The sequence below is a fragment of the Synechococcus sp. HIMB2401 genome, assembly GCF_042883245.1.
In the GTDB taxonomy this organism is placed as follows: Bacteria; Cyanobacteriota; Cyanobacteriia; order PCC-6307; family Cyanobiaceae; genus Parasynechococcus.
On sequence record NZ_JBDJKK010000002.1, the window covers coordinates 518,821 to 537,302 of the forward strand.

The following is an 18,482-nucleotide window of genomic DNA, read 5'->3' on the forward strand; positions in this document are numbered from 1 at the left end:
CGTGGTTCTTCTTCAGCTTGCTTCGAGCAACTGGCGCAACATGGGTTCCAGGAGGCTGAAGGCTTTGCCGCGGTGGCCGTGCTGCTTTTTCTCCGCCAACGGCATCTCCGCGAAGGTGCGGCCGGTTCCAGCAACTTCGAAGATCGGGTCGTAGCCGAAACCCTGATCTCCCCGGGGTGCGCCCGTGATCAAGCCGTCGCAGCGGCCTTCCACCTCCAGCAGGATCGTGCCGTCTGGGGCGGCGACACAGAGCGCGGCGCAGAAATAGGCCTGGCGTTGGTCTGAGCCGTTCAGGGCCTTCAGCAGCCGGGCAATGCGTTCCGGGTCGGTGGGGGCGTAGCGGGCGGAATGAACACCCGGAGCGCCATCAAGCGCATCAACGCTGAGGCCTGAATCGTCGGCCAGGGCCCATTCCCCTGTGGCGGCGGCAACCGCTTGAGCCTTGAGCCGGGCATTGGCGGCAAAGGTGGTGCCCGTCTCCTCCACCTCCAAGCCTTCTGGCTGGGGTTGCACGCTGACGGGCAGGGCCTGCAGCAGACCCTGGAATTCACGAATCTTGCCGGCGTTGCCGCTGGCGATCACAAGGGTCTTCATGCGGCCTCCGCAAAATGTCGGGCCCAGGCGAGCACCTCGTTCACCCGCTCGGCATCCGGCCCTTCGCAGTAGAGCCGCAGCAGCGGTTCCGTGCCGGAGAAGCGCAGCATCAGCCAGTGGTTCGGCCCCATCCTCAGTTTGATCCCGTCGGTGCTGATCACTTCCAGCACGTCTGCGCCGGCGACGGTCGAGGGCGTGCTCTGGTCCAGCAGTGTCTCGAGCCGTCGGCGTGCCTCCATGTCGGCCAGGCGCAGGTCGAGTCGGTCGTAGTGACTGCTGCCTCCATGTTGTTGCTGGAGTGCATCCAGACGCGCACCCAGGGGTTGCTTCCCTTCCACCAGGGCCTCAAGCACCAGCATCGCCGCGAACAGGGCGTCCCGCTCGGGCAGGTGCATGCCGAAGCCCACGCCACCGGATTCCTCTCCGCCGATCAGCACATCCCCGGCCAGCATCTCTGCGGCGATGTACTTGAAGCCCACCGCGAGCTCCAAAACCTTGCGTCCCTGGGCCTCCGCCACCAGCCGCATCAGATCCGAGCCGCTCACGGTCTTGACCACGGCGCCCGGCAGCTGGCGGGCTCGGGCCAGGTGATCGATCAACAGGGGCATCAGCAGCTGGGTGCTGCAGAACCGGCCGGTTTCATCCACGGCAGCGATGCGGTCACCATCGCCGTCGAACACCAATCCCACCGCAGGAGTCCCGGCGGCCATTGAGGCTTTCACGGCCGCGATCAACGCCCCGAGGTAGGGCGCCAGGGGTTCCGGTGGATGACCGCCAAACAAGGGATCACGGTCGCTGCGGATCTCTTCCACAACGCCAGCGGCTTCAGGACCGAGCAGCTCCGTCACACAGCCGGCGGCTGATCCATGCATCGGATCGACGATCACCTTGAGGTTGATGGCCTTGAGGCCATCAACCAGGGCACTGAGGTCCAACTTGCGGCGCAGCCCTTCCAGATGCTCGCCGCGCCCATCAAACCGGGGGACTTCCGCCTTGATTGGTGCCGTGATGCCGCCGGCCGCCAGACGTCGTTCGACTGCGGCCGTGAAGTCTCCCTCGACCGATCCACCAAAGGGTCCTTTGATCTTCAGCCCCAGCCATTCAGGTGGGTTGTGACTGGCGGTGATCACCAACGCTCCCAGGGCTTTGCGCTCCACCACGGCCCAGCTGCAGGCCGGCGTGGGCACAGCGGTTTCGGTGAGCAGGGGTTCCAGTTCACAACCCCGCACAGCGGCCGCGATGGCTTCCGCCAGTTCTGGAGCCAGAAAGCGCCGGTCGTAACCGATCACCACCGTTCGGCTGTTGAGACCCTCGGGGGCGCGATGGGCGAGCTCCTGAGCCGCGGCAGCGGCAACGGGCAACAACCGCTCAACCGTGATGTCGACGCCGGTGATCCCGCGCCAGCCATCGGTGCCGAACTTGATCGGAGCTGGACTCAGGGGGAGGGGAGCCGATGCCATGGCACAGCCTGCACTTCAGTGGATCTAGCAGCTGGCAGCCGTAGGGTCGGCGGATGGGTGACACCCCGGCTGCCGCCAACGCTCTCACCGACCGGTTGCTGCGCAGTTGGCTGCGTTGCCGTCGCAAGGCCTGGCTCGATCGCCACGGGAATCCTGCCGAGCGGCGTTGGACGGCCCATCGCAATCTGCTGCTGGACGACCAGCAGCGCTGTTTTGTGGCCTTGCTGCCCCGCAAGCCTGGCCATGGCATCGCCGCCTGTGCTGCCGGAGCCGAGGCCGTGGTGGGTCTGCGCCTGAAGGGGCTTGGCCCATCCGGTGAGCCGTTGGAGGCACACCCTCCACTGCTGCGGCGGGTCAAGGGGAAGAGCCGCTGGGGTGACTTCGTCTATCAACCGGTGCTGGCCCGTCAGGGCCGCCGCACCACCCGGGAACATCAGCTGCCGCTGGCACTGATGGCCTTGTTGCTTGAGCAGCATCAGCAGGGGGACGTTCCGTCGATGCTGGTGCTCGGCGGTGGTGGCCGGCGCCTGGAACAGGAGCGGCTGCATCTCTCCAGTGGTCTGCGCCGACAGCTGTCGGAGGGGCTGCGCAAACTGCGCTCTGACCTCGAGAGCCCGGTTCCTCCTCCGCTGGCCGCTGACCGGCGCAAGTGCTCACTTTGCAGCTGGCGTGTCGCCTGCAATGCCGTGGCGGTGGAGGAAGGGCATCTGAGCGAGGTCAGCGGCATCGGCGCCAAGCGGCGCGAGATGTTGCTGGAGCTTGGGATTCGCGGCTTGTCCGATCTCGCCGGGGCTGATCCGTTGCAGCTCGCCAAGCAGCTGCAACGTTTTGGGGATCAGCATGGTGAGGTGGCCGCATCCCTGGTGGCTCAGGCCCGGGCGCAGCGGGATGGACGGGTGGAGCGTTTGGATGCCTCAGCGGCACTGCCGGAACTGCAGGATTGTCCTGGTGTGCTGCTCTACGACATCGAATCCGATCCCGACGCCCGTCACGACTTCCTTCACGGTTTTCTGGTGTTGCCCAGAACCAAAAGCGGAAATTGGGATCTGGCATCCGTGGCGTATCACCCGATCCTGGCCCTGGCTGAGCATGGTGAAGCCCGTTGCTGGCTTCGTTTGCAGCGGTTGCTGAATCGCTATCGGGGTTGGCCGATCCTCCACTACGGGGAGACAGAAAGCCTGGCCTTAAGGCGTATGGCTGAGCGGCAGGGTGCTGCCGAGGCCGAGGTGCTGCAGCTTCGTCAGCGGTTGGTGGATGTGCATGCCCGGGTCAGACATCACTGGCGCCTACCCCTGGCCAGTTATGGCCTCAAGGCCGTGGCTGTTTGGCAGGGGTTCCAATGGAGTCAGGCCGGTGTGGATGGGGCCAGGGCCCTGCTCTGGTGGCGGCAGTGGCAGGGAGAGGGGCCCGATCGACGCGGCACCAGACACGGGCTGCGCTGGATCTTCGATTACAACCGCGACGACTGCCTGGCCACCTGGGCAGTAGCCGACTGGTTGCTTGAACAGGATCAGGCGTCGGGATCCTGAAACGCCTCAGGTTGACGGATCTGGAGCTGTTCTCCGTTGGGACCTTCCAGCGTTGGACTGGCCAGGCACTGGCGGCGCACTAGGGCCAGCCCAAGCCAAGTGCCATCGCGTTCGAGCGCACTGGTGATCACCCCGGCTCGCTCGCCATCCAGCGTGAGCTTGGCGGCGGCCGCCAGCGGACTGGGGCAGCTCCAACAGCGCAGCTGTTGCTTCACCCCTGCCTGGCCGATGAGTTTGGCCATGGTCTCCTGGCCGAGGTAGCAGCCTTTCTCCGTGCTGACCTGAGCGATGAGCCCAAGCTCCAGGGGGTTGGTCTCGCCATTGAGTTCACCGGGGCCCGGGGGGAATCCGCTTTGAAGCCGCCATTGCTCCAGAGCCGTCGCGGTGGCTGCTTCCCCTGATGCCCAGGGTTCTGGCAGGGGCACATCCGTATCGCACCACACGGCTGCAGCCATGGGCTCGAGCCACTGCAGTCGGCGCAACTGGCCCAGGGGTTGGAGGCGAACCCGATCGGCTGGAAAGATCACCTGATCAAATCCAGCGTGAACGGCAGAGGCCTCTCCCGCCAGAACGATCACATCGGCCCCTTCTGCATCGAAACGAAGTTCCAGCACGGCCCGCAAGCGTCCCGTTGCGGTCAGCCAGCAGGTCTGAAGCAAATCCCCGGATTGGAGTGCGTTGAGGTCAGCACTGGTCTGCCCCTGAAGAAACTGGCGTGCTCCGCTGCCGTTCAAGCGCAGCCAGGGGACCTTGGCGTCCCAAAACAACTTGCTCATGCCGGCGTGAAGGCGGCGATTTCAGACAGCTTGAAAAGGCTGATCAGTTCAAGATTTTCAGCCGTCATCGCAGCGTCACCCCCTTCTTCCCGGTCGACGATGGTGACGACCCGCTCCACCTTGTAGCCGGCGTCGCGCAGCTGCCGAACCGCCTTGAGGGATGAGCCTCCTGTGGTGACAACGTCTTCCAGCACGGTGATGCGTGCCCCAGGGGCAGGGAGCGGACCCTCCAGCCAGGCACCGGTGCCGTGGCCTTTGGCTTCCTTGCGCACGATCAGCGCATCAAGCTCCCGACCTCGATCGGCGGCGGCCATGGCAACACCGCTCACCAGTGGGTCTGCTCCGAGGGTGAGACCAGCCACGGCCAGCGCATCGGCCTCCACGTGGGTGAGCATCGCCCGGCTGATCAGCGCCAGGCCGGAACCGCTCAGGCTCACGGGTTTGCAGTTCACGTAGTGCTCGCTCTTGCGGCCTGAAGCCAGGGTGAAGTCTCCGCGTCGGTAGGCCAGGGTGGCCAGACGGTTCAGCAGTTGCTCCCGCTCAGTCGGGACACTCGACGATTCAGACATGGGGCTGGCCGCGCTTCGCAGATGTCCTTAGTTTGCGCTTAGAGCTGATTCATCCGGTGCTGCTGCGGTCGTTCTTTGGTTCGAGCCTGCTCCTGCTCGCCGGCCCATCGGTGTTGGCGGGTCCGTTGGTCTGCACCACCAGTGTTGAGGCGCCTATGCCCGGCAGTGGTGGTGCTCCCGTCGAAGTCACGGTGTGCCACCCCACGGAGACCACCAGTGAGCTGGTCAACCGTCGCTTCTACACCTGGACCTCGCCCATGGCCCGGGGCGTGGACCCCCTGCATCAATTGACCGATTTTCTGGGGATCGCAGTTGGCGGCATCGAGGGGAATCGGGTCATGGGATTTGGCTTCCCCGACCAGACGCTGATCTGGGATGGGTCTGCACTTCAGAACACGACGGGAGCGCTGTTGGAGGAGCAGAGTCCGCCGCTGCCGATGCGAACCATGGATATCTCAAGCGGTTTCAACGGCAGCCTGGCGGCCACCGAGACCATCGAAGCCGTGCAGGATGCGCCCTCAGACGATCACTTCCCCGGCGTGACTCCCCTGTGGTAACACTCTCCCCATGGGGGTCTAGCAATCTGGTGAATGCAGCGAACTCATAATTCGCCTAAGGCGAGTTCGATCCTCGCGACCCCCATTCCACCCTGTTGATGCGGCTTCTTCTGCTGGCTGTTCTGCTGATTCTGCCGGCCTTCTTCGCGGCTGCAGAGGTGGCCCTGCTGCGGCTACGCCCCAGTCGCGTTGAAGTGCTCGTTGAGGAAGAGCAGGCCGGGGCCCGTTCCATCCAGCGTCTTCAGCGACGCCTGCGGCGCGCTCTGCTGGTGTCTCAACTGGGTGCAACCCTTGCTCTGGTGGCCCTTGGCTGGGCTGGCCGTGGTCTGGGGGGGCGGCTCTGGTCGGATGGGTCTGTGGGTGTCGCTTGGCGCGACACAGCCTTGTTCCTCAGCATCGTGTTGCTGGCCACGCTGGTGGCTGGTTTGCTGCCCAAGGCCTGGGTGTTGAACCGTCCGGAATCCTCGGCGCTTCGCCTGGTGCCGCTGCTGGAGGTGGTGATGCGCTGCCTAGCCCCACTGCTCAATCTGCTTGAGGCGCTGGCGGGTCTGTTGATGCGCCTGCTTGGCCTGGCTCCCCAATGGGATGTGCTGGTGCCAGCCCTTTCCGCTGGTGAGCTGGAAACCCTTGTGGAGTCTGGACGGGTCACGGGGTTGTTCCCGGATGAGAAGAACATCCTGGAAGGTGTCTTCGCCCTGAGGGACACCCAGGTGCGGGAGGTGATGGTGCCGCGCTCTGGGATGGTCACTCTGCCGGCCACGGTCCGTTTTGCGGAAATGATGGAGGCCGTGCACCACACCCGTCATGCCCGCTTTCCGGTGATCGGCCAGTCGTTGGATGACGTGCGTGGCGTGCTGGATCTGCGTCAGATGGCCGAACCGATCGCACGGGGTGAGCTCCAAGCCGATTCGTTGCTTGAGCCGTATCTCCAGCCTGCGGTGCCCGTGCTGGAGACCTGCACGTTGGCGGAACTGCTGCCGATGATCCGCAGCGGTCAGCCGCTCCTGCTGGTGGTGGATGAGCACGGCGGCACCGAGGGTCTGGTGACCGCAGCTGATCTCACCGGAGAAATCGTTGGTGATGAGGATCCCGCCGAGACCGATGAACCGGATCTGCTCGAAGAGAAGGACTGCCCCGGTGCCTGGCTGGTGGCCGGAGATCTGGAGATTTTCGAGCTCAATCGACAGCTCGATCTCGATCTGCCCGAGGCCGATGACCATCACACCCTGGCGGGCTTCCTGCTGGAGCGGCTCCAGCACATTCCGTCCGCGGGGGAAGGTCTTCATTTCAACGGCCTGCAGTTCGAGATCACAGCCATGGCCGGGCCGCGGATCGAGCGGGTCCGGCTTGTTCTCCCCAGCTCAGAGGAAGATTCCGACTGAAGGCCGATAGTCTTCCCCCAATCGACCGCCTGCGCTGATGTCTCCCGACCCCATGGTCCCAGTCAAGGTAGGGGTGATCGGCATCGGCAACATGGGTTGGCACCACGCGCGGGTGCTCAGCCTTCTGCGGGATGCCGATCTGGTGGGTGTCGCGGATCCGGATGCTGAGCGCGGCAAGCTCGCCACTGAGCAATTCGGCTGCCGCTGGTTCGCCGACTACAACGCCATGCTCTCGGAGGTGGAGGCCGTCTGCATCGCGGTCCCCACGCTGCTGCACCATCCCGTCGGTCTGGCCTGCCTGCGTGCGGGTGTGCACGTTCTGATTGAAAAGCCGATTGCGGCCAGTCAGGACGAGGCCACAGCACTTATCGAGGCCGCTTCAGCGGCGGGGTGTCTGCTGCAAGTGGGCCACATCGAGCGGTTCAACCCTGCCTTCCGTGAGCTCACCAAGGTGGTGGCCAACGAGGAGGTGGTGGTTCTTGAGGCCCGTCGCCACAGCCCCCACTCCGATCGTGCCAATGATGTCTCTGTGGTGCTGGATCTGATGATCCATGACATCGACCTCGTGCTGGAGCTGGCAAAGGCACCGGTGGTACGGCTTGCCGCTGCCGGTGGTCGCAGTGCCGAAGGCCCGATCGATTACGTCAACGCCACGTTGGGTTTCGAGAACGGTGTTGTGGCCAGCCTGACGGCGAGCAAGATGAGCCACCGAAAAATCCGCAGCCTCAGTGCCCATTGCCGTTCGAGCCTGGTGGAGACGGACTTCCTCAACCACACCCTGCATATTCATCGCCGGGCTCACGAGTGGTATTCCGCTGATCACGGCGAGCTGCTGTATCGGAATGATGGCTTCATCGAGGAGGTGAGCACCACCTCGATCGAACCGCTCTATGCCGAGCTCGAGCACTTTCTGCAGTGCGTTCGCGGCCGCGAGACCCCTGCGGTGGATGGTCTTCAGGCCTCGCGGGCTCTCAAATTGGCAGACCTGATCGAGCAGGCCGTTGAACATCCGGATACGGGAGCGCCCCTGTGCGCACCGATCTGAGGGCTTTCACTGGGATTACACCAGCCCCTGCTCTTCGGCCAGTTCCCGCAACGCCGTGACCTGCCAGCGGCGGCAGTCACCGGGTGAGGACCGATAAAACTGCCCCCAGGCCTGGGCCTTGTGTTGCGGGTAGTTCTCTGGATGAAGAGAGGGATGGCTCTGCTGCCAGCCCACCCTGACGGCATGACCGATCACCACGTCGAGGGCCAGGTCATCCTCGAAGCGCACCTCTGGATTGGCTTCGACGAAGGCCATCAGCGAAAGCAGGCATTCGCTGCAGAGTTGTCGGTATTCCGGTGCCTTGATCCGACTGAGCAAATGGTCGACCTGGGCGGCAAAATTGCGCTCCCCTGGCGTCTTCTCGAGGATGAGGCTGCTGTTGAGGCGATTGCGCCGCTCCAGCTTGTCGCCAATCACCAGGCCGCGGCAGTGCTGCAGCAGCGACCAGATCCCGGCATAGAAATCGCGGGGAACTTTCTGGAAGGAACCCAGGCGGATGCGGTGTTGAAGCCAGTCCCCACCCCCCGGTGTTTCCTCCAAGGGGTCAGGCACTGACCACTGCACCCGGCCGCTCACGTGCAGCTGTTCGCCGCGTTGCAGGGCTGCTCTGGCATGGTCCACATCGGCGAGCACGGCGCGCAAGCGCTTGCGAATCGCATGGGGTGCTTCGCTGCAGAGGGCTTCAAAGGCTTCGTCCTGACTAAGCGTTTTCTCCACGGCCAGCTCTGATGTCAGCAGCAGCATCAGCTGCCCCAGCTGCAGGGTGAGGCTCCCCTTCAGCAGCGCTGGCTCCCGCCGCGCCACGCTGTCGAGGGCGAGCAGGAGTTCTTGTTCGAGCATGCGTTCACGGCCGTCGATTCCGCTGGTGGTTTCAATCCGCTCTGCGATGGCGGCACTGTCCATCGGCTGACGCAGCCGGGAGTCGCCGGTGTAGTTGCGCCCCACCACCACCTGTTTCTGACGCACGAGAAGATCGGTGAGGGCATCTTCGAGTTGGGGATGCACCATTCCCATGGCGCCAGCACAGCGCCGCACCACATTCCAGTCTTCACAACGCAAGCCCCGTTGATAGACCTCCTCAAGCAGGGTGCGCAGGGCCACCGGATGGCCCTCAGGGCTGCGTTGAATCCCCTGGGGGCCAAGACGCCGTTGCAGCAACTCGAGCACTTCCGCCTGTTCATGGAGCAGCGCACTGTTCCAGAGGCGCTGGCTCAATTGTTCGATCGGTGTGTCATCCAGCTCCTGCTCCTCTGCGGCGGTCAGATCCCGCAGATCGGTGGCGTCGCGCAGAAGCGGCTTGGCTGGCTCGGAGCATGGAACCGGTTTCTGTTGGAGCGGCGGCAGCTGCACCTCCTGCGCCTGATCCACCAGTTCACTGAGGCAGCCCAAGCGGACGGGGATGCTTTCAATGACGCCGCTGCCGAGTTGCCGGGCCAGTTTGAGGATGACGTCGCGGTGCTGCTGCAGTGCTGCGTCGCGAATGGGGATCACCAGAAGGGGATGTCCCATGCCGCGCCAGTGTCGTTGCAGCAGATGCAGCTCGTCCACAACGGTCTCCAGGAGCTCCTCCGGGTCATCGGCCAGATAGCTGCTGACGTCTTCCAGCACGGACGGGGTGAACACACTGATGGCGCCGTCCTGGCGGTAGACCCGAGCCGTGTCCTCGGTTTCCACCCGGTGCCCGGGGCGCCCAGTGAGCTCAAGCCGCGAATTGGTGCCGGCGGCTTTCAACCGTTGCTTCAGCTCGTCGGACGACTGCACGGAAATCACTGAGGTTGGGTCGATTGGCACCTCGGCGGCCAGCAGCGCCTGGCGCACGTCATCCGTCTCCGCAGCCATCGCCACAAGAACACTGTCGGCGCCGAGCGGCTGCGGCTCCCTGCGGCAACAGGGGTCAATATCCTCGGGACGGATCAGATCGTCCAGCAGCATTTCCCCGAGCCACACCAGGCTCTGGGTCCAGATCAGCGGCAGGTTGGTGTTGGCCACCCGCTCCTGGCTGCCTGGATTGAGCCGTTCCTGATCGACGGCACTGGCCGGCACCTGATAGAGCTCGGGGTAGAGACGTTCGCCGTCCTGTTCAACGGCCAGCGTCTTGAGCTGGCTGTGCAGTTGCCGGGCCTCGTCCCAGCGTCTTTCGCAGCAGGCGGTGACCAGTTCAAAGGCCAGAAATAACGGCCACTCCGACTCGATCCCTTCAAAGGCGGCGAGCTCCTCCGGTTCGTAGTGCAGGCGGTTGACGTCTTCCACCGCCGTTTGGTGACCATCCCGGAGGAAGCGTTTGTAGCCGTAGGACCCGCCGAGTTCTCGTCGAATCCGACGGCCGGTGCGCTCCACCAGGGCGGCATCCTCTACGGCCCAGGCGGGATAACCAATCACCGAGAGGCAGGCACTGTCGGCTTCCTTGCTGGCGGATTCCCGCGGCAGGAGCCCTTGCAAGGCGCGCCGGAGCCGTGCGATGGCCCCCTGGGGAATCAGCAGGATGCAGCTGCCGTCGCCATGGGGGCCGTAGAGGTCAACCCCATCCAGGGCCTCCAGGGCGGCTTTGGCCATGCCAATGGAGCTGGCATTGCGCTCCGGCAAACCATGGTTGCCTTTGTCGCCCCGTTCCCAGATCCCGTAGTCGGGAGTGCGGTAGGCCCTGGCGACGTAGTGCACCAGATTTTGGAGGAAATCCACTTCATCACGGCTTTGCACCACCGCGCAGCCGCCCCTGGTCAACTGCGCCAGCTGCAGCAGAAACAGGGAGGTGGCATCGAGTTGCAGATGCCCCCAGGCGTCGTCAGCCACCACTGGCTCGCCGGTGCAGCTGTCGTATTTGGCGTGAAGGGCGTCGAGGGGGTTAAGGCTCTCTTTGAAGCGCTCCACCTTCTCGGCCTGCCGCATCATCGAGCGCATCAGGCCGCGCATGAGGGCCACCACCCGCTGCTCCAGCTCCCAGGCGCGCAGGCTGTTCTGCCCCTGCTCACGGCGGTGGGCCAGGGCCAGTCCCCAGACGCACTGCACCGAATAGACGCAGTCCCGCACCCAGGCATCGCCGTAGTTTCCATGGATGGTGTGCGCGGTGCTGGCGGGGAGCAGGCCGCTGATCGGGTCCTGCCGATCGAGAACCACCCGTTGGATGGATTGATCCAGACGCTGAAGGGTCGTGGCGTGGTTCTGCGGAAGGGTTTTCGTCGTCGTCACAACCATGCCCTCATCCATTACCGCCCCTAAATTCTCCAACGCAGCCCCATGGCCATGGACTCTGTCAGCACCGCCCCCGATGACCGTCGCCGCTGCCAGGTGCTCGGCGTGCCTGTGGATGCCTGCCGTGATGTCTGTGCTGCTGCACTCGGTCTGCATGCCCGGGGCGGCGGACGCATCGTCACCCTCAACGCTGAGATGACGATGTCGGCCCGGGCCGATGCAGCCTTGGGTCAGGCGATCGCAACGGCTGATCTGGTGATCCCTGATGGTGCGGGAGTGGTCTGGGCCCTGGGCAGTCAGCAGATCCGGGTTGTCAAAACTGCCGGCATCGAACTGGCCTGGACCTTGCTGGAGTACGCCGCCGCCCACCAATGGCGTGTGGCGTTGGTTGGTGCATCACCTGCGGTGATGGCAACGCTGCGCGCGGAGTTGCCGCAATGCATCCGTGGGCTCAACCTGGCTCTCGCGGTGGATGGTTATCAAGCTCCCGAGGCCTGGCCGGGCGTTGAAGCTCAGCTCAAGGAGTTGAAGCCTGATCTCGTTCTGGTGGCCCTGGGGGTGCCGCGCCAGGAAACCTGGTCCGAACGCGTGGCGGCCGGCCAGCCTGGATTGTGGATGGGTGTCGGCGGCAGTTTTGACGTCTGGGCCGGCACCAAAAAACGTGCTCCCGGTTGGATGTGTCGGATGCAGCTTGAGTGGCTGTATCGGCTCATTCAGGAGCCTTCGCGCTGGCGACGCATGCTTTCGCTACCAGCGTTTGTTTTGAAGGTGATCCGGTTGGGCTGAGGCTTCAGCGGAAGCCCACAGATGCCTGCCAAACGAAGGCGAGGAGCAGGAAGAAGACTGGGATCAACGGGAGAATGTCGATCAGCGGAGAGAAGGCCTGATAGGCCTCGGGCAGCTGTGCCAGCAGGTCGAGGGTGAAGGCGGCCATCCCTTGCATCAAAAAGGCGTTGGGCTGGACGCTACCACGTGTGATGGGCTGGCGAGTCTGGCTTCCAGGGAGCGAAATCCTCTGAAAAACAGCCGTCGCGAATCGCTTGTGCCATGGCCGAGGTGAAACGCACCAGATGGGTGATGTTGTGAATGCTCAACAACGTGAGGCCCAGAAGCTCCTCACTGCGAATCAGGTGATGCAGGTAGGCCCGGGTGTGACCGGTGCAGGCCACGCAGGAGCAGCTCGGATCCAGGGGAGTGTGGTCGTGGCGGAAGCGTGCATTGCGCAGGTTCCAACGTTCACCGCCCACCAGGGCGGTGCCATGACGGCCGAGTCGGGTGGGCAGGACGCAGTCGAAGAGGTCGATCCCGTTGGCAACGGCAATGGCCATCTCGCGCAGGGTGCCGATGCCCATCAAGTAGCGCGGTTTGTGTGAAGGAAGCAGGGGCGTGACGTCCCGCACGATGCGATGCATCTCCTCAGCGGGCTCACCAACGCTGACGCCACCGACGGCAATGCCCGGCAGATCAAAGGAGGCTACGGCCATGGCACTCTCCCGCCGCAGATGGGGGAAGCAGCCGCCCTGAACGATGCCGAAAAGCGCCTGATCCTCGCGGGTGTGGGCTGTGACGCAGCGCTCGAGCCAGGCATGGGTGCGGCGACAGGCATCGATGACGTCGTTCTCCGTCGCCGGATAGGGCGGGCACTGGTCGAAGGCCATGGCCACATCCGCCCCGAGGGCCATCTGGATTTGGGTGGCATGTTCCGGGGTCATGTCGATGGTGCGTCCATCGCGGGGGTTTCGGAACACCACCCCACGGTCATCGATCTTGTTCAGGTCCCCCAGGCTGAACACCTGAAAGCCGCCGGAGTCGGTGAGCATCGGGCCGTTCCAGCCCATGAACCGGTGCAGGCCACCGGCCGCCGCCACGATCTCCTCCCCCGGTTGCAAGTGCAGGTGGTAGGTGTTCGAGAGCACCATCTGGGCTCCCGTGCGCCCGAGCTGCTCCGTGCTGATGCCCTTGACGGTGGCCAGGGTTCCCACCGGCATGAAGCGTGGTGTGTGCACCGGCCCATGCGGGGTCTCAAAGGTGCCGCACCGTGCTGATGTGTTGGCGCAATGCGCGTTGATCTCGAAGCCGAACACGACTGATCCGCCTCTGCATTGACCCTACGGTGAGGGCCGATTGCATCCCTCGCGCCATTCCCAGGATCGTTCCGCCCTGGCTTTCCGATCTGGCGGGAGCCTGGATCTTCTACACGGTGCTGCCCGCATGGCCCTGGCCGCAGCCCTCGTTTCAGCGCATTGCCCGCTTCGCCCCCTGGATGGGGCTGCTGATCGGTGCGTTGCAGGGGCTGCTCTGGATTGGTCTGTCCAGGCTCTCCTGGCCTCCGGCGGCCTGTGCCCTTTGCGTGGTGGCTCTCGGCATCCAGCTCAGTGGTGGCTTGCACCACGACGGCCTGATCGACACGGCGGATGGCCTCGGGGCGCCAGCGGAGCGGCGGCTCGAGGCGATGGAGGACAGCCGGGTGGGCGCCAGTGGTGTGCTGGCTCTAGTGATGGTGCTGCTGCTGCAGGTTGCGGCATTGATCCAGCTGGGGGGGCAGGCCCCGCTCGGGCTCTGCCTGGCGGCGTTCTGGGCCCGGGTGGCGCCGCTCTGGGCCATGGCACGTTTCGACTACCTCCGCGCTGATGGAACCGCAGCGTTTCATCGCGAGCACGGCAGGCCGCTCTGGGATGCCTTGCCCTCACTTCTGGTGGTGGTTCTCTTGGCCGGTTGGGTGGGGGCCATGCCCCTTCTCCTGGGGGGCGTGGTGGCGATCCTTGTCGCCCAGAGCCTTGGGCGACGATTGGGGGGGCACACCGGTGACAGCTATGGAGCAGCTCTTGTGCTCACCGAGATGATCACGTTGTTGGGTCTGGCCTTGCTCCTGCCGGCCAGCTGAGGACGAATGCATTGCCCTGAGCGGGCAGATCCGGAGCGATTGTGGAAGGCTCCACGCAGAGCGTGAGCTTGCGGCCCTGCTGCTCCGCCAGGGAGCGTGCAAGGGCGAGCCCAAGTCCGGTGCCCGCCCGGTCCTGTCCGGTGGACCCCCGTGCTCCCCGCTCGAAAATCAGGTCGCGCTCCTTCAGGGGGATCGGCGGCCCGTTGTCCCAGACGCATAGCCCATCGGGCAACAGGCATAGCCCCACGCTGCAGCCCGCTGGGCTGTAACGGAAGGCATTCTCAAGGAGGTTGGCGACGATCTCCGCGATCGTTCCGTCCTGGGACGGTTGATCAAGCCACTGGGGCCACAGGTCTGGTCCCCGCCAGGGGCGGCACTGCAGGCTTGCCGTCGCTTCCGCCCGCTCCAGCAGAGGTATCAGCAGGGTTTGCATGGTGGCCTCACCTTCGGCAGGCCCGGGGGGCAACAGGGTGGGGCCAAGGGGGTCCTGTTCGGGGAGACGTTGTTGCCCGAGGCCATCGAGCACGTCGATGTACTGGCCGAGTTGGCGTTGTTCCGAGAGCATTCCCTCCACGAGTGGACGGTGGGAGCTGTCGGCTTCGAGCCGCCGCAGCAGCAGTTGGGCGTAGGTGCGCAGGGCAGCCAGTGGATTGCGCAGCTGATGCACGAGGGTGCGCAGCTGCTCGTTTTGTTGGCTGAGTTCCTGGCGAAGTTGCAGGCATTCCAGGTCACGCCCCAGTGCGTGGCTGATGGCGGCGGCACTGCGCCGCATCCGTTGGTCCAGGGTCAGCGTCCAGCTCCGCTGCGGATCCAGGTCCGCGCGCAGGGCTCCCAGGATCAGACCGGCATCCTGGAGGGGGTACCAGCGCCGACTCTCGTTCGGCAGGCGCAGGTTCGGGTCTGCGTCGGCAGGGGGAAGCGATCGTTCATTGGCTGACCATTGCCGGATCAGCAGCAGTGGCGGGCCTTGCTGATTGGGTGGCGCACTGACGTACAGCCCCAGATGTTGGATGCCCTCTTTGGCGGTTAGATCAGCCAGCTGTTGATCGGTGAAATCGAAGAATCGATCGGTGAGCTGCATCAGTTCCGGACGATCAATTCAGGTGCTTGGGCAAGCCTGCGCCAGGGGGACTTGAAAAATCTGGGAAAAGTCTTAAGATCCTCATATCGACCGAGGCGCTGTTCACCGTGAACAGACGTCCGCCAGCTCTCACAAAGGTTGCAATTGCTTCGCAACCAAAGCTACAGCAGAGGTTGCAGTGTCCTCCGCTGGTTCCCGCTTGGGTGTTGGTGTCCTGCCGGTGATTGTGGTGTGTCTGCAATTGCCCCGACGCTTCCCTTGCGTCTGGCGTTTTCGCGCCGACGGCACCTGTTTGTTCTGACGATCCACCCCGTTCTTCCTTTCGTACCGGAGCCCTTCCATGTCCAAGAAGCGCAAGCGCATTAGCCGTCGTCGCCTGGCAGGTCAGCGGGTCCTGGCCCATGTGCCAACCCATCACCTCGAAACCGGTGAGTACAAGCCCGTGACGGCCGCTCGTCGTTACATCGCTGAGGGTGGACTGGTGCCTCCGGCGTTGCTGAATGTGCGCCGCAATGAGCACACCACCGACCGCTTCTTCTGGGGTGAGAAAGGTCTGTTCAGCGCCCAATACGCCGAAGAGAACCATTTCCTCTTCCCCTCATTGCGCACGATTGTTGATTCCATTGGTGAAGACAAGCTCTTCGAGGGGCTCGAGCTTGGCGCTGATGATTGGGAGGAAATGGAGGAGTACGAATACGCCTTCGTTTGATCAGGCGTTCTCCAGAACACGCTCGATAAACATCAGCATCGGCTTCACCGTCTCATCAGGGATGGTGTGGCCGTTTTTGAATGGAATTGTCTGGCATTGATCGGGCTGCAACTGCGCAGCGATCGACTGCATGGCCTGGAACGGCACCACGGGATCGTCTGAACCATGCATCAGCAACACAGGGGGGTGTTGCTGGGGCGGAGCCCAGTTGGGGTGTGGATAGCCGCTGCAGCTGATCAGCCCTGCGATCGGAAGGGCGCAGCCTCCCTCCAGGGCCATGGCTCCCCCCTGGGAAAAGCCGAACACCACCGTTCGTTCGAGTCCAAGGCCTGAGCTGCTCAGGCTCTGAAGTTGAGCCTTGAGGCGCTCAACGGCCGCGGGCACGGCATCCCACTGTGCTGGGAACAGGCCGTACCACTGACGCCCTCCCGGTTGGTCGGGATGGAGCTCAGGAGCCTCCAGGTACACCACATCAAGGGTCTTGGAACACTCGCCCGCCAGGCGATCGCCCAGGGGTTTGAGATCCTCTCCGTTGGCTCCCCAGCCGTGGAGCAGCACCAGCCGGCCATCCATGGGGCATGAGCATCACTGCTGCGTAGGTTGGCTCACGACCCAGTCACGACCCTTCGATGGCTCCTGTCGCTCTGCTGAGTGTTTCCGATAAGTCCGGGCTGGTGCCCTTGGCGGAGGCCCTGCATCGGACCCATGGCTATCAGCTGCTCTCCAGTGGGGGCACGGCCAAGGTGCTCGAGCAGGCCGGCCTTCCGGTGACCCGTGTGTCGGAGCACACCGGGGCTCCAGAAATTCTTGGCGGTCGTGTGAAAACGCTCCATCCAAGGGTGCATGGCGGGATTCTTGCCAAGCGGGGTGACGCGTCCCACCAGGCTGATCTTGAGCAGCAGAACATCGCCCCCATCGATGTGGTGGTGGTCAACCTCTATCCCTTCCGCGAGACGATTGCTCGGCCTGACGTCACCTGGGATCAGGCGATCGAGAACATCGACATCGGAGGCCCCGCCATGGTTCGGGCGGCCGCCAAAAATCATGCTGATGTGGCTGTTCTCACCAGCCCTGACCAATACGACCGTCTGTTGACCGCCATGGCGGAGTCGGGCGGGAGCGTGCCTTCGGAGCTGCGGCGCCAACTGGCCCTGGAAGCGTTTCAGCACACGGCGTCGTACGACACGGCGATCAGCCGCTGGATGGCCGACCAAACCGCTGCAGAAGACAGCCCCTGGCTGGAGGCGGTGCCGCTGCGGCAGACCCTTCGGTACGGAGAAAATCCCCATCAGAAAGCGCGTTGGTTCAGCCATCCCAAACAGGGTTGGGGTGGTGCGATTCAGCTGCAGGGCAAGGAGCTGAGCACCAACAACCTCTTGGATCTCGAGGCGGCTCTCGCCACGGTGCGGGAGTTCGGCTACGGAGCCGATGGTTCCGCTCCGGCCTTGCAGCCTGCCGCCGTGGTCGTCAAGCACACCAACCCCTGCGGTGTGGCGATCGGAGCTTCGATTCCTGCTGCACTGACGCGTGCCCTGGATGCCGATCGGGTGAGTGCCTTCGGCGGCATCATCGCCATCAATGGTGTGGTGGAAGCTACGGCGGCCCGTGAGCTCACCAGTCTGTTTCTGGAATGCGTCGTGGCACCGGGCTTCACGCCCGAGGCACGGGAGGTGCTGGCGGCCAAAGCCAATCTGCGCCTGTTGGAGCTGGCTCCGCAGGCCATTGACCTGGCCGGCCCCGATCACGTGCGCAGCATCCTGGGTGGTCTCCTGGTTCAGGACCTCGATGACCAGGCGATCACCCCGGCCGACTGGACCGTGGCCAGCCAGCGGCCGCCCACGCCGCAGGAAAAGCAGGACCTGGAATTTGCCTGGCGCTTGGTGCGTCACGTTCGCTCCAACGCCATCGTTGTGGCCAAGGATGGCCAGAGCCTCGGTGTGGGTGCTGGTCAGATGAATCGTGTGGGCTCAGCGCGGATTGCGCTGGAGGCTGCGGGTGACAAAGCCCAGGGGGCTGTTCTGGCCAGTGATGGTTTCTTCCCGTTTGACGACACGGTGCGTCTGGCCGCCAGCCACGGCATCACCGCCGTGATCCATCCCGGTGGGAGCATGCGCGATTCCGATTCGATCAAAGCTTGCGATGAGCTCGGCCTGGCGATGCAGCTCACGGGGCGCCGCCATTTCCTCCATTGACGCTGGTGGGGGCCGCCGGCCCCCTAGCCTCGCGGCACTGAAGAGTCCCCTTCAATGCTCGCCACCCTCCCCTTCAGCCTCAATTTCGCTCACCCCCTAGCAGAGTGGGGCCTGCTCGCCGTTGGTGGTTGGGCTCTCTACCTGGGGATCAAGGCCAAGAAAACGCGCACCGGTACCCCAGAACAGCGCAAAGAACTGGTGCCGAAAAAGTTCGCCCAGCGGCACTACCTCTGGGGCAGCATCCTGCTGGCCGTGATGACCCTCGGGACCCTGGGTGGCATGGCGGTCACCTATCTGAACAACGGCAAGTTGTTTGTCGGTCCGCACCTGCTGGTGGGTCTGGCCATGACCGGGATGATCGCCGTTGCCGCCTCGCTCTCACCCCTGATGCAGCGGGGCAATGTGATTGCGCGTAAGGCTCATGTGGGCCTGAACATGGGCATGCTCACGCTGTTCCTCTGGCAGGCCGTCAGCGGCATGGAGATCGTCAACAAGATCTGGACCAACCGCTGAAG

18 protein-coding genes and 1 tRNA gene are annotated in these 18,482 nt (G+C 64.2%); 10 read left to right on the top strand and 9 right to left on the bottom strand.

Annotation, left to right across the window (positions count from 1 at the left end; translation table 11 throughout):
* Positions 1-12: 12 nt before the first annotated feature.
* Positions 13-594, bottom strand: coding sequence for an RdgB/HAM1 family non-canonical purine NTP pyrophosphatase (gene rdgB / locus AAXE93_RS07515; protein ID WP_390129619.1), 582 nt, complete (start codon positions 592-594; stop codon positions 13-15).
* Complete coding sequence (locus tag AAXE93_RS07520; protein WP_390129621.1) at positions 591-2,054, bottom strand: phosphoglucomutase/phosphomannomutase family protein; 1,464 nt, start codon at positions 2,052-2,054, stop codon at positions 591-593. Before AAXE93_RS07520 ends, rdgB begins: the two co-directional genes overlap by 4 nt.
* A gap of 53 nt (positions 2,055-2,107) precedes the next feature.
* Here AAXE93_RS07520 and AAXE93_RS07525 point away from each other — a divergent pair, with 53 nt between their 5' ends.
* Positions 2,108-3,583, top strand: coding sequence for a TM0106 family RecB-like putative nuclease (locus AAXE93_RS07525; protein ID WP_390129623.1), 1,476 nt, complete (start codon positions 2,108-2,110; stop codon positions 3,581-3,583).
* Here AAXE93_RS07525 and AAXE93_RS07530 read toward each other — a convergent pair.
* Both AAXE93_RS07530 and pyrE read right to left on the bottom strand, forming a co-directional pair.
* Positions 3,565-4,359 carry a glycine cleavage T-protein gene (locus AAXE93_RS07530; RefSeq protein WP_390129625.1) on the bottom strand — a complete coding sequence of 265 codons (795 nt, stop codon included), beginning with the start codon at positions 4,357-4,359 and terminating at the stop codon, positions 3,565-3,567. The two genes, AAXE93_RS07525 and AAXE93_RS07530, sit on opposite strands and share 19 nt — an antisense overlap.
* Complete coding sequence (gene pyrE, locus AAXE93_RS07535; RefSeq protein ID WP_115081541.1) at positions 4,356-4,928, bottom strand: orotate phosphoribosyltransferase; 573 nt, start codon at positions 4,926-4,928, stop codon at positions 4,356-4,358. The genes AAXE93_RS07530 and pyrE overlap by 4 nt, the downstream gene beginning before the upstream one ends.
* A gap of 56 nt (positions 4,929-4,984) precedes the next feature.
* On the opposite strand from pyrE, the gene AAXE93_RS07540 reads away from it, so the two are divergent.
* The 4 genes from AAXE93_RS07540 (at position 4,985) to AAXE93_RS07555 (ending at position 7,912) form a co-directional block, all read left to right on the top strand.
* Positions 4,985-5,485, top strand: coding sequence for a hypothetical protein (locus AAXE93_RS07540; RefSeq protein WP_390129629.1), 501 nt, complete (start codon positions 4,985-4,987; stop codon positions 5,483-5,485).
* A gap of 12 nt (positions 5,486-5,497) precedes the next feature.
* Positions 5,498-5,570 (top strand) — tRNA-Ile (locus tag AAXE93_RS07545).
* A 13-nt stretch (positions 5,571-5,583) separates the two neighbouring features.
* A complete protein-coding gene (locus AAXE93_RS07550) occupies positions 5,584-6,867 on the top strand; it encodes a hemolysin family protein (protein ID WP_390129631.1) in 1,284 nt (427 codons plus the stop codon).
* 37 nt (positions 6,868-6,904) lie between these two features.
* Entirely contained in the window at positions 6,905-7,912 is a 1,008-nt protein-coding gene (locus AAXE93_RS07555) for a Gfo/Idh/MocA family protein (protein ID WP_115081544.1), read from the top strand.
* Positions 7,913-7,927: 15 nt separating this feature from the next.
* On the opposite strand, the gene AAXE93_RS07560 is transcribed toward AAXE93_RS07555, so the two are convergent.
* On the bottom strand, positions 7,928-11,104 hold the full coding sequence (locus AAXE93_RS07560; protein ID WP_390129635.1) for a glycoside hydrolase family 15 protein: 3,177 nt from the start codon (positions 11,102-11,104) through the stop codon (positions 7,928-7,930).
* A gap of 48 nt (positions 11,105-11,152) precedes the next feature.
* On the opposite strand from AAXE93_RS07560, the gene AAXE93_RS07565 reads away from it, so the two are divergent.
* The gene (locus AAXE93_RS07565) at positions 11,153-11,887 is read left to right on the top strand and encodes a WecB/TagA/CpsF family glycosyltransferase (protein WP_390129637.1); all 735 of its coding nucleotides are present in this window, start codon (positions 11,153-11,155) and stop codon (positions 11,885-11,887) included.
* Between the two features lie 4 nt (positions 11,888-11,891).
* Here AAXE93_RS07565 and AAXE93_RS07570 read toward each other — a convergent pair whose 3' ends face one another.
* Both AAXE93_RS07570 and tgt read right to left on the bottom strand, forming a co-directional pair.
* Positions 11,892-12,035: a photosystem II reaction center protein K gene (locus AAXE93_RS07570; RefSeq protein ID WP_025362038.1), complete on the bottom strand. Its 144-nt coding sequence runs from the start codon at positions 12,033-12,035 to the stop codon at positions 11,892-11,894.
* A 31-nt stretch (positions 12,036-12,066) separates the two neighbouring features.
* Positions 12,067-13,185: a tRNA guanosine(34) transglycosylase Tgt gene (gene tgt, locus AAXE93_RS07575; protein WP_390129639.1), complete on the bottom strand. Its 1,119-nt coding sequence runs from the start codon at positions 13,183-13,185 to the stop codon at positions 12,067-12,069.
* 29 nt (positions 13,186-13,214) lie between these two features.
* Between tgt and cobS the strand changes: the two genes are divergently transcribed.
* Positions 13,215-13,985: an adenosylcobinamide-GDP ribazoletransferase gene (cobS, locus tag AAXE93_RS07580; RefSeq protein WP_186494440.1), complete on the top strand. Its 771-nt coding sequence runs from the start codon at positions 13,215-13,217 to the stop codon at positions 13,983-13,985.
* Here cobS and AAXE93_RS07585 read toward each other — a convergent pair.
* On the bottom strand, positions 13,945-15,066 hold the full coding sequence (locus AAXE93_RS07585; protein ID WP_390129643.1) for a sensor histidine kinase: 1,122 nt from the start codon (positions 15,064-15,066) through the stop codon (positions 13,945-13,947). The genes cobS and AAXE93_RS07585 overlap by 41 nt on opposite strands.
* 340 nt (positions 15,067-15,406) lie before the next feature.
* Here AAXE93_RS07585 and AAXE93_RS07590 point away from each other — a divergent pair, with 340 nt between their 5' ends.
* On the top strand, positions 15,407-15,775 hold the full coding sequence (locus tag AAXE93_RS07590) for a DUF3155 domain-containing protein (RefSeq protein ID WP_011363271.1): 369 nt from the start codon (positions 15,407-15,409) through the stop codon (positions 15,773-15,775).
* Here AAXE93_RS07590 and AAXE93_RS07595 read toward each other — a convergent pair whose 3' ends face one another.
* Positions 15,776-16,348: an alpha/beta hydrolase gene (locus tag AAXE93_RS07595; RefSeq protein ID WP_390129647.1), complete on the bottom strand. Its 573-nt coding sequence runs from the start codon at positions 16,346-16,348 to the stop codon at positions 15,776-15,778. It lies immediately after the preceding gene.
* Between the two features lie 56 nt (positions 16,349-16,404).
* Here AAXE93_RS07595 and purH point away from each other — a divergent pair, with 56 nt between their 5' ends.
* Both purH and AAXE93_RS07605 read left to right on the top strand, forming a co-directional pair.
* Entirely contained in the window at positions 16,405-17,967 is a 1,563-nt protein-coding gene (purH, locus tag AAXE93_RS07600) for a bifunctional phosphoribosylaminoimidazolecarboxamide formyltransferase/IMP cyclohydrolase (protein ID WP_390129649.1), read from the top strand.
* A gap of 54 nt (positions 17,968-18,021) precedes the next feature.
* Entirely contained in the window at positions 18,022-18,480 is a 459-nt protein-coding gene (locus AAXE93_RS07605; RefSeq protein WP_114988117.1) for a DUF4079 domain-containing protein, read from the top strand.
* Positions 18,481-18,482 lie beyond the last annotated feature (2 nt).

Coding starts and splice junctions, on each gene's coding strand:
- rdgB (WP_390129619.1), bottom strand. CDS start 594: ATGAAGACCCTTGTGATCGCCAGCGGCAACGCCGGCAAGATTCGTGAA.
- AAXE93_RS07520 (WP_390129621.1), bottom strand. CDS start 2,054: ATGGCATCGGCTCCCCTCCCCCTGAGTCCAGCTCCGATCAAGTTCGGC.
- AAXE93_RS07525 (WP_390129623.1), top strand. CDS start 2,108: ATGGGTGACACCCCGGCTGCCGCCAACGCTCTCACCGACCGGTTGCTG.
- AAXE93_RS07530 (WP_390129625.1), bottom strand. CDS start 4,359: ATGAGCAAGTTGTTTTGGGACGCCAAGGTCCCCTGGCTGCGCTTGAAC.
- pyrE (WP_115081541.1), bottom strand. CDS start 4,928: ATGTCTGAATCGTCGAGTGTCCCGACTGAGCGGGAGCAACTGCTGAAC.
- AAXE93_RS07550 (WP_390129631.1), top strand. CDS start 5,584: ATGCGGCTTCTTCTGCTGGCTGTTCTGCTGATTCTGCCGGCCTTCTTC.
- AAXE93_RS07555 (WP_115081544.1), top strand. CDS start 6,905: ATGTCTCCCGACCCCATGGTCCCAGTCAAGGTAGGGGTGATCGGCATC.
- AAXE93_RS07560 (WP_390129635.1), bottom strand. CDS start 11,104: ATGGTTGTGACGACGACGAAAACCCTTCCGCAGAACCACGCCACGACC.
- AAXE93_RS07565 (WP_390129637.1), top strand. CDS start 11,153: ATGGACTCTGTCAGCACCGCCCCCGATGACCGTCGCCGCTGCCAGGTG.
- AAXE93_RS07570 (WP_025362038.1), bottom strand. CDS start 12,035: ATGGCCGCCTTCACCCTCGACCTGCTGGCACAGCTGCCCGAGGCCTAT.
- AAXE93_RS07585 (WP_390129643.1), bottom strand. CDS start 15,066: ATGCAGCTCACCGATCGATTCTTCGATTTCACCGATCAACAGCTGGCT.
- AAXE93_RS07590 (WP_011363271.1), top strand. CDS start 15,407: ATGTCCAAGAAGCGCAAGCGCATTAGCCGTCGTCGCCTGGCAGGTCAG.
- AAXE93_RS07595 (WP_390129647.1), bottom strand. CDS start 16,348: ATGGATGGCCGGCTGGTGCTGCTCCACGGCTGGGGAGCCAACGGAGAG.
- purH (WP_390129649.1), top strand. CDS start 16,405: ATGGCTCCTGTCGCTCTGCTGAGTGTTTCCGATAAGTCCGGGCTGGTG.
- AAXE93_RS07605 (WP_114988117.1), top strand. CDS start 18,022: ATGCTCGCCACCCTCCCCTTCAGCCTCAATTTCGCTCACCCCCTAGCA.